Source organism: Parabacteroides sp. AT13 (assembly GCF_002272965.1).
Taxonomy (GTDB): domain Bacteria; phylum Bacteroidota; class Bacteroidia; order Bacteroidales; family Tannerellaceae; genus Parabacteroides; species Parabacteroides distasonis.
On sequence record NZ_NQMH01000001.1, the window covers coordinates 573,633 to 587,855 of the forward strand.

General features: G+C 41.0%; 14 protein-coding genes. 5 read left to right on the plus strand and 9 right to left on the minus strand.

All coding sequences use genetic code 11. The annotated features are described in order from the left end of the window. Window positions 1–63: 63 nt before the first annotated feature. The 5 genes from CI959_RS02755 to CI959_RS02775 all read left to right on the plus strand — a co-directional run bounded on the left by CI959_RS02755 (window position 64) and on the right by CI959_RS02775 (window position 6,512). Entirely contained in the window at window positions 64–1,779 is a 1,716-nt protein-coding gene (locus CI959_RS02755; RefSeq protein WP_008780981.1) for a family 20 glycosylhydrolase, read from the plus strand. An 85-nt stretch (window positions 1,780–1,864) separates the two neighbouring features. Further along, window positions 1,865–2,932, plus strand: a complete 1,068-nt coding sequence (locus tag CI959_RS02760) for a 6-bladed beta-propeller (RefSeq protein WP_005855182.1) — start codon at window positions 1,865–1,867, stop codon at window positions 2,930–2,932. A 331-nt stretch (window positions 2,933–3,263) separates the two neighbouring features. Then, a complete protein-coding gene (gene mtaB / locus CI959_RS02765; RefSeq protein WP_057316663.1) occupies window positions 3,264–4,598 on the plus strand; it encodes a tRNA (N(6)-L-threonylcarbamoyladenosine(37)-C(2))-methylthiotransferase MtaB in 1,335 nt (444 codons plus the stop codon). 1 nt (window position 4,599) lies between these two features. Then, window positions 4,600–5,490: a lysophospholipid acyltransferase family protein gene (locus CI959_RS02770; protein WP_095231398.1), complete on the plus strand. Its 891-nt coding sequence runs from the start codon at window positions 4,600–4,602 to the stop codon at window positions 5,488–5,490. Beyond that, window positions 5,487–6,512, plus strand: coding sequence for a glycosyltransferase family 2 protein (locus tag CI959_RS02775; RefSeq protein ID WP_057316667.1), 1,026 nt, complete (start codon window positions 5,487–5,489; stop codon window positions 6,510–6,512). Before CI959_RS02770 ends, CI959_RS02775 begins: the two co-directional genes overlap by 4 nt. 520 nt (window positions 6,513–7,032) lie before the next feature. On the opposite strand, the gene CI959_RS02780 is transcribed toward CI959_RS02775, so the two are convergent. The 9 genes from CI959_RS02780 to CI959_RS02820 form a co-directional block, all read right to left on the minus strand. Beyond that, complete coding sequence (locus CI959_RS02780) at window positions 7,033–7,344, minus strand: WbuC family cupin fold metalloprotein (protein ID WP_011965868.1); 312 nt, start codon at window positions 7,342–7,344, stop codon at window positions 7,033–7,035. Further along, window positions 7,341–7,568: a hypothetical protein gene (locus CI959_RS02785; RefSeq protein WP_005855172.1), complete on the minus strand. Its 228-nt coding sequence runs from the start codon at window positions 7,566–7,568 to the stop codon at window positions 7,341–7,343. Before CI959_RS02785 ends, CI959_RS02780 begins: the two co-directional genes overlap by 4 nt. Before the next feature lie 8 nt (window positions 7,569–7,576). After that, the gene (gene wecB / locus CI959_RS02790; protein WP_005855170.1) at window positions 7,577–8,737 is read right to left on the minus strand and encodes a non-hydrolyzing UDP-N-acetylglucosamine 2-epimerase; all 1,161 of its coding nucleotides are present in this window, start codon (window positions 8,735–8,737) and stop codon (window positions 7,577–7,579) included. 11 nt (window positions 8,738–8,748) lie between these two features. After that, window positions 8,749–9,447, minus strand: coding sequence for a WecB/TagA/CpsF family glycosyltransferase (locus CI959_RS02795; RefSeq protein ID WP_057316668.1), 699 nt, complete (start codon window positions 9,445–9,447; stop codon window positions 8,749–8,751). A 14-nt stretch (window positions 9,448–9,461) separates the two neighbouring features. Next, the gene (locus CI959_RS02800) at window positions 9,462–10,655 is read right to left on the minus strand and encodes a hypothetical protein (protein ID WP_011965867.1); all 1,194 of its coding nucleotides are present in this window, start codon (window positions 10,653–10,655) and stop codon (window positions 9,462–9,464) included. A 9-nt stretch (window positions 10,656–10,664) separates the two neighbouring features. Next, complete coding sequence (locus tag CI959_RS02805) at window positions 10,665–11,153, minus strand: serine O-acetyltransferase (protein WP_005855164.1); 489 nt, start codon at window positions 11,151–11,153, stop codon at window positions 10,665–10,667. Between the two features lie 177 nt (window positions 11,154–11,330). Then, on the minus strand, window positions 11,331–12,428 hold the full coding sequence (locus CI959_RS02810; RefSeq protein ID WP_011965866.1) for a glycosyltransferase family 4 protein: 1,098 nt from the start codon (window positions 12,426–12,428) through the stop codon (window positions 11,331–11,333). Next, a complete protein-coding gene (locus tag CI959_RS02815) occupies window positions 12,404–13,240 on the minus strand; it encodes a polysaccharide deacetylase family protein (protein WP_005855159.1) in 837 nt (278 codons plus the stop codon). Before CI959_RS02815 ends, CI959_RS02810 begins: the two co-directional genes overlap by 25 nt. Window positions 13,241–13,251: 11 nt before the next feature. Next, window positions 13,252–14,220 carry a GNAT family N-acetyltransferase gene (locus CI959_RS02820; protein ID WP_005855157.1) on the minus strand — a complete coding sequence of 323 codons (969 nt, stop codon included), beginning with the start codon at window positions 14,218–14,220 and terminating at the stop codon, window positions 13,252–13,254. Window positions 14,221–14,223 lie beyond the last annotated feature (3 nt).

Genomic DNA, 14,223 nt, shown 5'->3' on the forward strand with positions numbered 1-14,223 from the left:
CGCGTAAAAGTAAAAACAAATCCTTACTTTTGCCATGATATAACCTATAAATTTAAAATAAGAATGAAAAGAATCACTCTCGCATGGGCATTGACCCTCTGTAGTTTTATTACATTTATCGCCTGTTCATCCCCAGATGTTGGAGAAAGAAGCGTAAGCATTATCCCCGCTCCGGCCCAAATGACAGTAGGCGAAGGTACATTCACGATCCATCCCGGCATCGAGATCGGTTATGCGGACGAATCCTTAAAGGGTATGGGCGAGTTGCTATCCAACGAGATAGAAAAGCTATCCGGCATCAAGCTGGCTTCCGCCTCAGACAAAGAATCGAATTGCATCATCTTCCTCGAGTTGACAGATCCGAAAGAGTTCGCCGACCTGCCAAAAGCTTATGGATTGAGTCCGAAAGATAGTGTCCCCGTAGATGAGTCTTACTCCCTCTCCATCCAAAAGAGAAACATCTACATCAAGGCCACTACCCTAGAAGGTATCTATCGAGGTATCACTACCTTGAAACAAATCGTGGGTGGTAATCTACAACCCGGAGGCGAGAAGATTTATCTACCGCTACTGGAAGTGAAGGACTCACCTCGTTTCGCTTGGCGTGGGCTTTCTTTCGATGTATCTCGTTGCTTCTTCGATCCCGAGGAAGTGAAACAAGTGATCGATATGATCGCCTTATATAAGATGAACGTACTGCATATGCATCTTTCCGATAACCAAGGCTGGCGTATCGAGATCAAGAAATATCCCGAGCTAGCGGAAATAGGAGGTCAACTTCCCAACAACGGGAGAAAAGGAGGCTATTATACGCAAGAGGAATTCAAGGATCTCGTTAATTACGCAAAAGAACGCTTCATCACGATCATCCCGGAAGTAGATATCCCGGGGCATACAGCTGCCATATTCGCCGCTTATCCGGACTTTAAGAACGCTGTCAAATTCAAGACCAATGTTAACATCCCGGGACAGGCCTTCAATGCCCTCGACGTAGATGATCCGAAAGCGATGCAATTTACGGAGGATGTTATCGCGGAGCTAGCCGCTTTAGCACCCGGAAACTACATTCATATCGGAGGTGACGAGGCGATCGGCTTACCCCATGATAAGTTCGTCCGTTTTATAAATAAGACACGGGAAATCGTATTGAAGAATGGAAAGAAAATGGTCGGCTGGCAAGAAACCGCCCGTGCGGATATCTCGGAAGGCGATGTCATCCAGCACTGGATTTATCTGAAGCAAAAAAACGAGGACTCTTCTAAGAAAAAAGATAATATACCTGCCGAATATAAAGAGATCATGGCCTTATTCGCCGAATTCATGAAAGAGGCACCAAAAGATCCGGGTCTTGGTATATCCAAAAAAGCGAAAGTGATTCTCTCGCCGAGCGGTTACGTTTATCTGGACCATAAATATCTGGAACCAAGTGCGGACTCCACCCAAAACGCGGAGCAAGAACGTTTAGGTATGGCCGCCTACGAGAAACAAACGATCCAAGAAATGTACGACTGGGACCCGATGACCTTCAACCCGACTGTAGAGAATCCTCAAAAAGATGTAGCGGGTATAGAAGCCGCTATCTGGTGCGAGACGATCACCAATTTCAGAGATCTGCAATTCCTGTTAATGCCTCGTTTGGCAGGTGTCGCCGAAAAAGGTTGGTCCAAAGTAGAGAACACACATTGGGACGAATATAAAGTAAGACTTGGTGCGCAAGCCCCCTTATGGGAAAAGGCCGATTGGAACTATTTTAAATCATCCTTAGTGGATTGGAAATAACAGTACAAAATCTTCATAATATTACGAATATTTCGAAACAAATTAAATATCTTTGTCCTATCAACTTTAGGACAAAGATATTTTTATGAATAAATGGCTTATTATATTTGCGATATTACTAACCGCTTGTACCGGCACAAGCGAGAAATCAGAGGAATGTATAACAATTGACCTAGCAACTGTTTTTGACCATCAGCCTCAAGAAGTAGCCTTAAAGAAATGGGCGAAATCCATCCAATTCATCCCTCTGCAAACGAATGACTCAATCTTGATCAAATACATCTCCCGCATTATTAAACATGGCGATAAGCTATTGGTACAGCATGATAACAGAGCTTCCGTTTTCGACTTGGCAGGAAAATATTTATACGATATCGGCAAACAAGGAGGAGGTCCGGATGAGTTTAGTCGTATATCCGGACTAGAACCTCATGATCATCTTATTTATATAAAAGATAGCCCCACTCGGATAAAGATATACGATTGGCAAGGGAAATTCCACCAAACCATTCAAATTCCGGATAAGAACATCCGGGGATTTTATCCCCTCCCTAAGACGAACGTTATCCTAGGTCACGTACCCAACCTCTCTGGCAACGCACCCATTCGGTTCTATTTTTGCCAAGATATAGTCATATCGGATAGCATACCTTACTATAAATCTTATACAGAACCTCCTTTCGTCATGACATTTACCTATGAGTTCCGTCCTTTCGACGGAAATAAGATTGCCGCATTTAAGGAGTTGTTCTGCGATACGATATTTAAAGTTTCCAACGACATGAAGCTAACTCCTTATGCCGTCCTCGATCTAGGTAAATACCGAACACCCGAGGAACTCCGTTATAATATCACGATAGACGATATAAAAAACGACCTGTTCAGGACAAAGACAATCCCTGTCATACCCGGGCAAATCGGAGACCGGCTCTATATGCATAACTTCTCTGATAAAGATACCTATACATTATATTATGATATAGCGGAGAAGCAATTAGCCTATGTACAATTCATATACCCGGAAAACTCATTTGAACTTCCCGAAGAAGCCTATTTCACTCCCAAATACATCTCAAACGACAACCGTTACCTAATCGACTGGGAGCAACCCGAGAATGATAACAATCCGGTATTAATCTTAGTGGAACCCTAGTTGCCGTATTTCCTCTATCGGCACAATAAACAAAACAAGGCCGCAGCAAGGACTATTCGATAACAAGTCTTCATAAATAATGTTGCTTGACTGTATCTATTCCTTAGTTCACGGCATGGTTTTTACAGACCACGTCATGGTTTATACAGGCCATGACGTGAATCGCACAAACCACGCCGTGGTTTGTAGAATATATCCAATAGCAAAAAAGAATAGATAAGCTTCCGGAAAACTATTTATGCAATAGTAATGAGTTTTTAAGTCCATCTCAATCCGAACTCTTTACTAATCCGGGCTTAATTAGTACCTTTGCACTCTAACTAAATCGAAAATGATAGATCAGACCGTATTTAACAATAAAAAGGCCGCTTATTATACGCTGGGTTGCAAACTAAATTTTGCGGAGACCTCTACCATTGGAAAGCTATTAGCCGAACAAGGGGTACGCAAGGTGCGCCCCGGTGAAAAAGCGGATATATGCGTGGTGAATACTTGCTCCGTAACGGAACTAGCCGACAAGAAATGCCGGCAAGCGATTCGCCGGATCGGTAAACAACACCCCGGTGCCTTTATCGTGGTGACCGGTTGCTACGCACAGTTGAAGCCGGAGGAAGTCTCCCATATAGAAGGCGTTGACTTGGTTCTTGGCGCCGAACAGAAATTAGAGATCCTTCAATATCTGGAGAACCTAGAGAAGAAAGAAAATGGTGGAGCGGTTATCGCCTCACAAAGCAAGGATATACGTTCCTTCTCCCCTTCCTGCTCGGCGGACGACCGTACCCGTCATTTCTTGAAAGTACAAGACGGATGCGATTATTATTGCTCTTATTGCACCATACCCTTCGCCCGCGGAAGAAGCCGGAACGGGACGATCGCCAGCATGGTGGAACAGGCGCAGGAAGTCGCACGTAAAGGAGGCAAGGAGATCGTATTGACAGGCGTGAATATCGGGGACTTCGGCAAAAGTACCGACGAGACCTTTATCGACTTAATCCGGGCTTTGGATGAGGTAGATGGAATCGTACGCTATCGTATCTCTTCCATCGAGCCGAATCTGATTACCGACGAGGCAATAGACTTCGTGGCTCACAGCAAACGTTTCGCTCCTCATTTCCATATCCCTTTACAAAGCGGCAGCGATGCTGTCTTGCAATTAATGCGCCGCCGTTACGACACCGCTCTTTTCCGTCATAAGATCGAAAAGATCAAGGAAGTAATGCCGCATGCTTTTATCGGTGTAGACGTAATTGTTGGAACCCGTGGCGAGACAGACGAGTACTTCGAGGAGGCACGCCAATTCATAGGCAGTTTGGATATAAGCCAACTTCACGTGTTCAGCTATTCGGAACGCCCCGGAACCCAAGCGTTGAAGATCAATCACGTGATAGATCCGAAGACCAAGCATGCACGCAGCCAACAACTCTTGGATATCTCGGATCGGAAACTACATGCCTTTTATGAGGCCCATATCGGACAGGAAGCGAATGTCTTATTCGAGCATACCAAGAAAGACGGCAAGATGCACGGTTTCACCGAGAACTATATAAAAGTAGAAATCCCTTATGATGCCGCTTTGGTCAATGAGACCCGCAAAGTCGTACTAGGCGGCTGGAATGAGGATCGCACCGCATTAATAGTCAACAATCAATCATCAACCGTCAACTAAGATGTGGGATAAAATACAATATGCCTTTCTTTATAGCTGGGTAAAAGTACACGCCTTACTTCCCATGCGGGCTTTATACGTGTTATCAGACATCCTATATGTCCTTATCTATAAGATAGCCGGATACCGGGTAAAAGTAGTGCGCCGTAATATAACCGCCTCTTTCCCGGATAAATCCAAGGCTGAGTTGCGTCAGTTGGAACGCCGGTTCTACCATCATTTCGCCGATTATATCGTGGAAACGATCAAATTGGCCCATATCTCTCTGGATGAGATACAACAGCGAGCCTATCTGAGGAACCCGGAATTGGTTGACCAACTTATGGAGAAAGGCCATACTTGCTTCATCCTCACGATGGGGCATTATGGCAACTGGGAATGGTTTTCCGGCTCGACCACTCGCTTTGAGGACTCACGCATCTATCAGATATACCGTCCGTTAAACAACAAGGCCTTTGATAAGCTATTCGCCGATCTCAGGACACAGTTCGGTTCTTTCGGCATCAAGAAAAACGATACGATACGGGATATCATCAAGTTAAAACAAGACAAAACCAAATCAGTTGTCATCTTCTTGGCGGACCAGACACCCAGCAAGGCGAACCTGCATTATTGGACCGAGTTCCTTCATCAAGACACAGCCATATTAACCGGTCCGGAGCGTATCGCACGGAAACTGAACCTGCCTGTGATCTTCCTCGATACCCAAAAGGTAAAAAGAGGATATTACACCGTAGACATGAAGCTGATTACGGAGAATCCAAAAGAGACTCCGGAGAATTACATCACCGAGCGATACGCACGACTTTTAGAGAAAATGATCTTGCGTGATCCGGCTTACTGGCTATGGACCCATAAACGTTGGAAACATAAACACGAGCAACAAGGATGAAAAAAGTAGCGATTGTCATCTTAAACTGGAACGGAAGAAAGCTAATGGAGGAATTCCTTCCTTCCGTCGTATCCAACTCTCCGGAATGGGCGGAGGTCATCGTAGCAGATAACGGTTCAACCGATGACTCGATCAAGATGTTGAAAGCAAAATTCCCCACGGTCAGCATTATCTGCCTCGACCGGAACTACGGATTTGCCGAAGGATATAATCAAGCGCTCAAAAGGCTCGACCATGAATATTGCGTTTTATTAAACAGCGACGTAGAAGTTACTCCCAATTGGTTAGATGCCCCGATTGCCTCTCTCGACTCTGATCCGTTAATCGCTTGTGTCCAACCCAAAATACGGGCTCAACGAAATAAAGAATACTTCGAGTACGCAGGTGCGGCCGGAGGATACATTGATAAATACGGCTATCCATTTTGTCGGGGGAGAATCTTGCATATCGTGGAAAAGGACGAGGGACAATACGACACTCCCGCCGATATCTTATGGGCGACAGGAGCCTGCTTATTCGTTCGCACGGCTACGTATAAGGAAGTCGGGGGATTAGATGCCGGATTCTTCGCACATCAAGAAGAAGTCGATATGTGTTGGCGTTTACGTTCCCGAGGATATCGGTTGGTATGCGTCCCACAATCCATCGTTTACCACGTCGGTGGAGCCACCTTGAACGCGGAAAGTCCCCGCAAGACCTTCCTCAATTTCCGGAATAGTTTGCTGATGCTTTATAAGAACTCCCGGGAAGCTGATTTAAAGCATGTGATGCGCATTCGCTTTTGGCTGGACTATATCGCCGCCGCTAAGTTTCTGATGGAAGGTCATATCCAAAATGCGAAAGCGGTTTATGAGGCACGGAAAGCCTATCACCAGCTGAAGCCGGAATATGCGCCCAAGCGTAAAGAGAATCTGGAGAAAAGTACACTGAGCACCATCCCGGAACTTATGCGGGACAGTTTAATTCTGGCATTTTATCTAAAAGGGAAGAGGACATTCAAAGCGATAAAGGATAGACGATAAAGAAACCGGCCTTCTTACTCCCCCTAAGGAGAAAAGAAGACCGGAGACCTTGGAGATAAGATAGAGGATACATATAAAAACCGAATAATCATATATTAGTTATTAATAATCATATTATTTACGCCAAAATATAAAACTAACAACAATTTCATCCATGGTAGAGCCTACCAATGGATTCCTAATTCATGCTGGCCAAAATGAATACGTTTAGTCATAGCCACATAATAATTCATAAAATAACGCTCATATCCCCCCCCTTACCTTCAATTGATCGATCTGGACGGGTCATTACCCCCCACCGCTATAGCCGGATAATATTTTCCTTCTTTCAAAGGACTCACCTTCAAAGAAAAAAAGTAGTCTTTCTGATAAAAGCCGACACGGCTGGATTCTTCTGCATCCTTCCCGCCTTTCCCGAGTAGTTCTATTTGAATAGAAATTCTTCTGTTGAAAGAGGGTCATATCTTCCATTTTTAGATTCAAAGATCACAGAACCAGGCTCAAGGCATTCACAAGTATGTCACATCCCTTTAGGAACACAAATTCCGGGAATAGGGCTTCCATATTCAAGGAGATATGATGCTATTTCATTCCCTTGATTATCAAAATAAACTTCACGAACTTTTCCTCTAAGGATAATCACCACTTCAGACGTATCTCTGTGTCGATGTATAGGAATTTTTGTATCAATTTCCAATACATTTAGCATCCTTTGAGAATCATCGTTTTCGGAATCCCGCAAATCAAAATGTATTCTGTGACGTACTGAATCTTTAGCTTTATCCCAAATGGTATTGAATAATTCATTGGCTAGTAACATATTATTTTTCAAATTTTCATTGTTTGATCTAGTTTGTCGATACATACCTTTTTTTGAAAATGTACCTTATAATAGGTTTGCCCATTCATCCCCAATTGCAATCTTTCTTCTTCCGTCTTACGATACATTGCAATTACATTTTCTGCCAATGTCTTAAAATCGCCAGATTCAGCAGTCAACCCACAATCAACCTCTTTAAGAATCTTATTTTCAATATTTTTCAGTGTCAGCTTCATAATTCAGCTTATATCCTATATAGCAATGCATTTACAATACGTCCGCAAGCCAATCCGTCACCGTACGGATTTACAGCTTTGCTCATTTTTTCATAAGCAGCTTTATCATCAATCAAAGATGACACTTCGTTTACAATCTTATTATAGTCCGTACCTACCAATTTCACTGTTCCGGCATTTAACGCTTCCGGTCGCTCCGTAGTATCGCGCATCACCAATACCGGTTTTCCCAATCCTGGAGCTTCCTCTTGAATGCCGCCGCTATCCGTCAACACAATACTACTCTTCTCCATCAGATACACAAAACTTAAATACTCCAATGGCTCAATGAAGAACATATTCTTCAAACCGGAGAGATCCTCCCCGAACACCTCATGAATCGGCTTGCGCACATTAGGGTTCAAGTGCATGGGATAAACAAAATCCACATTCGGATGTTTAATTGTCAAGTCTTTAATAGCTGTACACATATTGATAAACCCGTCACCAAAATTCTCACGGCGATGCCCCGTGATCAGCACCAATTTTTTGCCATTATCCAAGCGGTTCACATCATAACCTGCTTTGCTCAATACACTTTCTAATTCATTATCTAGTTCCTTATTGTTTTTGATTTTATCCACTACCCAATAGAGCGCATCAATCACCGTGTTGCCGGTTACAATGATATTTCGGTCATTAATGCTCTCTTTAATCAGATTATTGCGACTTAACGGAGTGGGAGAAAAATGATAGGTCGCCAAACGTCCTGTTAACAACCGATTCATCTCCTCCGGCCACGGGCTATAAATATTGTGTGTACGCAAACCTGCCTCCACATGCCCTACTGGTATCTGTTGATAAAAGGCCGCCAACGCAGCGGCAGTAGAGGTTGTCGTATCGCCATGTACCAATACTATATCCGGCTTTATCTCTTTCAATACCTCACGCATACCGGTCAGCACACGAGCTGTTACATCATACAGATCCTGTCCCCGTTTCATGATATTTAAATCATAATCTGGTTTGATGTCGAATATTTCCAACACTTGATCCAGCATTTCCCGATGCTGTCCAGTTACGCACACCACAGTTTCTATACGTTCTTTCTGCTTCTGAAGCTCCATCACTAACGGAGCCATCTTAATGGCCTCTGGACGGGTACCAAAAACCAACAATACTTTCCTCATATATTCTCTGTTTATAATTTTTTTATCAATAACCACCATGCGTATCTTATCAAATGAATCTGTCGTTTGAGGCGCTTCGGTTCTTTTATTAGACGATAGGCAAACTCTAGATTATGCTCCACCCACCATTTCGGGGCGCACTGGACATGTCCGGTATAGACATCAAAACTGCCGCCTAACCCTTGGAATATTGCCCGATGTTGCCGCTGAATTTCCTCCATCAGCAATTCCTGCTTAGGTGAGCCCATTGCCACAAACACCACATCTGGCTTCTTCTCCACTATATCATCTATCAATTGTCGTTTCTCCTCATCCGTCTTGATATAGCCGTTACGGTAACCTACAATTTGGATATCCTCATATTCAAAACGTAGTTTCTCTACGGTCTCATTTATGATTTGCTGCTTTCCACCAACTAGATAGAATGTTTTTTCCCTGTAAAAGCGAGTAATAATTTTTAGCCATAGTTCGCATCCGGGAATCTTACAGGCACCTTTATAACCTTTCTGCTTTAAAGCCATTTGCGCACCGGCTCCATCACAATACCCAATATTTCGATTGATGATGACACGTGTTTGTTCCGTGGCATGCAATATCTTTTCAGCATTGATCGCTATCAACATGCCTTTATGCGTATCCACATAATGCAATAGTTGCTGTTCGGAATCGAAAGGGAATATTTCGACCCCGTTCAATGAAACTTTATCCATAAAATCAAAAAATGTTATTCGGAAAGCAAATAATGGATCATAGCATTAAACATAAATGCGTTACTCCATCGCATATATGATATTTTAGAACTGATTCCAGATTTCAATTGATAATAGAAATACCCTTTTTTGTCCTGCATATTCAGTATAGTCCATTGCATCACCCTTTCTGCCAAATCACGGTGATTGCCAAATTCGTGCAATCTCGAAAGTGTTACGAACAACTGTCCAGGACAATGAATGTCAATGGGAAACATGCGATTATCGTAATACTTAGGCGTTCCATCCTGTTCAAAAAAGTGCTGGATATAATAGTTAAATCCTTTCTCTATATATCGTTTGAAACTCTCGTCACCTGTCATTTCCTGATAAGCGATAAGTGCATCCAGATTATACCCTGTATGAAAACTATCCACCCAATTCTGTACGGGCAACATTCCATATACCCAAGCACCGTCGTTTCGTTGCCCTGAACAGCAAGCCCGTATAGTTTGTACGGCTAATTTTCGATATTCCTCTTTTGAGGTATAATGATAGCAAAAACTCAGCAACCGAGCCCCCAGCAGTGAAGCGTTGAATACTGTATCATTTCCTTGCAGCGGACTATACGAAAACAAGAATCCTTCCTTATAAGATGTCCGATGCAAATCTTTGATTATAAAGTCCGCTGCAGAAAGTGCCACCTCCAAATATTTCGTATGTTTTGTTATTTCGTATGCCTCCATCAGAGCTGTGGCACAAAAATTTGTTGCCACAATCGTAGGAGTGTATTTCGGAAAAAGGAAAAGCCTTCTTGCCTGCCAATCGAAGTTATATCCCCAGCAAGATCCGCTATATCCTTTTGACTGCAAGGCAATCAGCAAATTAGCCAATTCTGTAATTTTTTGACGACACTCTTGCTTTGACCCAAGCTCCTTTTCTCTCTCTGGATGTTTTTCTATAACTTTATATAGGTTACAATATCCTGAAAGAAAGAGCCCAATGCCTTTGGCATTGTATTCTTTCGGCACAAGTGCCAATTTACGCAAATTTATCGGGCACCGCTTAAAGCCTTGTATCACCACTAATCTGCATACTGCTGACTTTTTCAGCAATGGCAATGCTTGAAATACTTTGGAGTTTAGTCCGTCATATGGATCCCACCCTTTGAAATCCTCTCGTTCACAATATTTTTTTAGCTTATAAAAAGCATCGGCTATATCATTCATTGATGTTATTCATTTTGTCAAAAATGGCATATGACCTTCTTTATACTTTGGATTTGTTTCAATCGCATAATCAAGATTTTTTCTCCAGCCAATAATCTTTGCCGGACATCCTGCAACGATAGCACCTTGGGGAACACTTCTGTTAACAAATGAATTCCCTGCGATTATTACATCATCTTCTATTACAACAGGACCGGCAATAATAACATTAGGACCCACCCAAACATTATTCTTTAGATGAGGAACTTCTTTGTATGGGAACTGCCGTACAGTAGAAAATCGTAATCCTAATACACAATTTTCTCCAATTTCTGTTCCCGGTATTAGGACCGTGCTAATCCCTTTACACACACAATATGTCCCTTTCCCTATTTTTGAATCAGCAGTTATTTTTGAATTGAAAATGAGAAAAATCAATAGTTGTACGATTTTAGGCAAAACAGGAATATGTTGTTCAAATAGCCAACGTTCGACCCTGTAGAGTAATATAATGTTCATATGAAAATGTGTTATTGTTTTTACTTCCAACATCAAACGAGCACCTTCTTTGATAAAAATATATTGTGGATAATTGTGTCAAATATGATAATATCACCAATAATGAAGTGCGCTCCCTAAAAAAGTTAGACACAAAACTTTCGGGCAGATTATCTACGCTCCACCCCCTGTTACAAATTAATGCTCTCTATGCTCTTGATTCTTAAAATATTCATAGTTTAATGTATTTTCAAATTTTCGGGCAACAACAGATGCAATAAAATGGGTTCTTGCATATTCGGAATTATAGAGTGATACACTCTTCATTTTAGCAGAACTCTCAATGTATGGTTTCATCGCTTCTGCAAAAACTACTGGGTCTAAAGAACTTGATATATATCCCATCTTTCCATTTTCAAAGAAATCTATTAGACCACCCACTTTTCTGGTAAAGATAGGAAGTCCGAAAATCATTGCTTCCAAAACTACAGTTGGCATACCTTCCGTATAACTTAGAAACAAATACATATCAGCATTAATGTATTCCTTTTTAAAATCTTCACCACATAACCTTCCTGTAAAGCGGACATCCTTTATTTTCTTATTCTCAACATATTGTTTCAACTTGGGAAGTTCTGAGCCATCACCAACAAAAGTCAATGTTAGATCTTTGTATTGTGACTTCAGTATTGAAAATGTATCGACTGTTTCATATACACCCTTGGCCTTTTCTATTCGCCCACTATACATAATATTTTTAGCCTTCCCTTGTCTCATCGAAAGATCAAAACCTGAAATAAAATAATCTGGTACTTTTGTTGAAGTTAGATGTATATCAGATTTTACCCCTCTTCGTATTAATTCATTCTTAAATTCTTGGGATAACACAAAAATACACAAGGCTTTATTCAAATTGGTACTTATCCATTTCCAGTCTGCATTTTTAGCATATTCGAAATTGAAACCATGAATAAATACAGATGTTTTCTTCCTAAAAAATCGACAAATATTTAAATATATAAAATCTCGCTTTAAGGCTTTATCTCCAAGCGATGGGTTAAGGAGTATAATATTCGGGCGAAAGGTTAGCAGACGAAATATAAATTTAAAAATATCCCAAGGCAACCAATACTTACCGCTTCCGCTTTTTCCTCCACGCCGACCGACAACATTGTATTTAACATTTTCGGTCCAAAATGTACGTAATCCGATATAATGATTAGCAACACCACCTCCCAAAAACTTGAGACTCGGAGTGTTTATCAATAGCTTCATTTTTTTAGAATATCTTGCCATATTCCCAATATTTTAGATAAATTTTCATAATACCCTCCATATGTATTCATTGCCATGCGAGGTATTCTGTAAAGGTTGGTATGATTTATTTGTATGGGGATATATTCTGTTGTAAAAGCCATTTTATACCCCGCTTTTTTTACCGCTTCGATTTCTCGATTGGAAAAGTTTCCATTCGGATAACTGAATGCTTCGATTTTATGATGGAGTAGATTTTCTAAATAAGCTTTGGAGCTGTTCAACTCATACGATAGTATCTCATCATCACAGTTAGTTAATATGGGATGTGACATTGTGTGAGACTGTATGGATACTAACGGATGAGATGCAATTTTAACCAATTCTTGCTCAGTTAGAACGGAACGCTCAAGTGAGTATTTCTTTTTTAAGGATTCCAATGATGAAACGAATTTTTTATAACTCATCAATTTCATTTTATTCCTTAACTCAATTCCATCTGCAAGCGCATATTCCCACCAAAAATTACCGGAAAGCAGAGGATCGATAGAAACGAATATCGTGATTGGTGCTTGATATTTGTCGATAATCGGAATAAGATTCAAATTCGATTGCCACCCATCGTCAAACGAAAGGTAAGCAACTTTCCCCTCTTGCCTAATTTTACCCGACAAAATAGCATAACACTCTTGGAGAGTTATAAAACGGTAACTTTTCTTTTTACACCACTCCAAGATGGATGTGAACGTTTTTGGAGCTGGGTCGTGAAAATATATCGATAAAAAATCGGGTTCTTTCCTGCCGAATTTACCTATTTGATAAAGCGCATATCCGACTATTTCTCGTTTGTTCATTTTTCTCTCTGTTAGTATTGATGAGCTTTTCGTATGAAGAAATTGTAAACACAAAATGCTAGGGAATAGATTCTTTTTTTACTCCAAATCCACTCTCCATTATATTGTACTGGGTATCCTCCTGCACTATTTTTAAAGACGTATACAGAATCTGTCTCATTGTTACTTGGCGGAATCCTTGAAAAATCAAAGACCTTGATTCCTTGTTCTTTTAGATGATCAAAAATCCGCTCCATCATAAAATGGGTTGCTGAATATTTTCTTGATTCGAAGGAATTGGCAGCAAACACATCGGCAGCCATTCCGTTTTTTATGTACACAATTCTGGCGCAAAGAGGAATATCATCTTTTAAAGTATAGAATAATTTGAAATTGTCGTCTTTTAGAATCTGCATCAGTTGATTGGGAACAAGATCATATCCCAGTCCTTTCATCTCTTTGAGTTCTCCAAACATGCGACTTATTTCCTGTGCATTTTCTAATGTCGGTTGGTCAATAGCCTTAAACACGAGATTTTCTGATAAACTTTTCTTCAAATTTCTGCGCCAGTTTCGATCTGTATCACGGTCTTCCTGAGTCTGAATGAATATAGTCAAAGGACATACACGATTTCCTAATGGGCGTATAAAACCCGCCCTGCGCATTGATATTTCATAATTACACGAATATTCGCTTACACTATTGTAAGTAATCATATTGCATGATGCTTCCTCTATCACATTTTTCCAAAAATGTTGAATCTGCTTATTCGTAATCGCTGTTTGCTTTATTTCACCTTGAATATCCAATATTTTTCCAACCAATGGTTTCTTTATAATTCTCCCCCAGCAACATATATTTGGAGCTGATTTATCATCCACAAAATGAATGAAGTGAGAGCCACTTTCATCTTTATAATTCTCCCATGCCAAAGTTTGTTCAAAAGGAATATATTCAAACTTCTCAACGATTTGAAAAAAAGTATCTTTGTCTATTATCATTGT

Coding starts and splice junctions, on each gene's coding strand:
- CI959_RS02785 (WP_005855172.1), bottom strand. CDS start 7,568: ATGAAGCTGACACTGAAAAATATTGAAAATAAGATTCTTAAAGAGGTT.
- mtaB (WP_057316663.1), top strand. CDS start 3,264: ATGATAGATCAGACCGTATTTAACAATAAAAAGGCCGCTTATTATACG.
- CI959_RS02820 (WP_005855157.1), bottom strand. CDS start 14,220: ATGATAATAGACAAAGATACTTTTTTTCAAATCGTTGAGAAGTTTGAA.
- CI959_RS02815 (WP_005855159.1), bottom strand. CDS start 13,240: ATGAACAAACGAGAAATAGTCGGATATGCGCTTTATCAAATAGGTAAA.
- CI959_RS02800 (WP_011965867.1), bottom strand. CDS start 10,655: ATGAATGATATAGCCGATGCTTTTTATAAGCTAAAAAAATATTGTGAA.
- CI959_RS02760 (WP_005855182.1), top strand. CDS start 1,865: ATGAATAAATGGCTTATTATATTTGCGATATTACTAACCGCTTGTACC.
- CI959_RS02810 (WP_011965866.1), bottom strand. CDS start 12,428: ATGGCAAGATATTCTAAAAAAATGAAGCTATTGATAAACACTCCGAGT.
- CI959_RS02805 (WP_005855164.1), bottom strand. CDS start 11,153: ATGAACATTATATTACTCTACAGGGTCGAACGTTGGCTATTTGAACAA.
- CI959_RS02795 (WP_057316668.1), bottom strand. CDS start 9,447: ATGGATAAAGTTTCATTGAACGGGGTCGAAATATTCCCTTTCGATTCC.
- CI959_RS02770 (WP_095231398.1), top strand. CDS start 4,600: ATGTGGGATAAAATACAATATGCCTTTCTTTATAGCTGGGTAAAAGTA.
- CI959_RS02775 (WP_057316667.1), top strand. CDS start 5,487: ATGAAAAAAGTAGCGATTGTCATCTTAAACTGGAACGGAAGAAAGCTA.
- wecB (WP_005855170.1), bottom strand. CDS start 8,737: ATGAGGAAAGTATTGTTGGTTTTTGGTACCCGTCCAGAGGCCATTAAG.
- CI959_RS02755 (WP_008780981.1), top strand. CDS start 64: ATGAAAAGAATCACTCTCGCATGGGCATTGACCCTCTGTAGTTTTATT.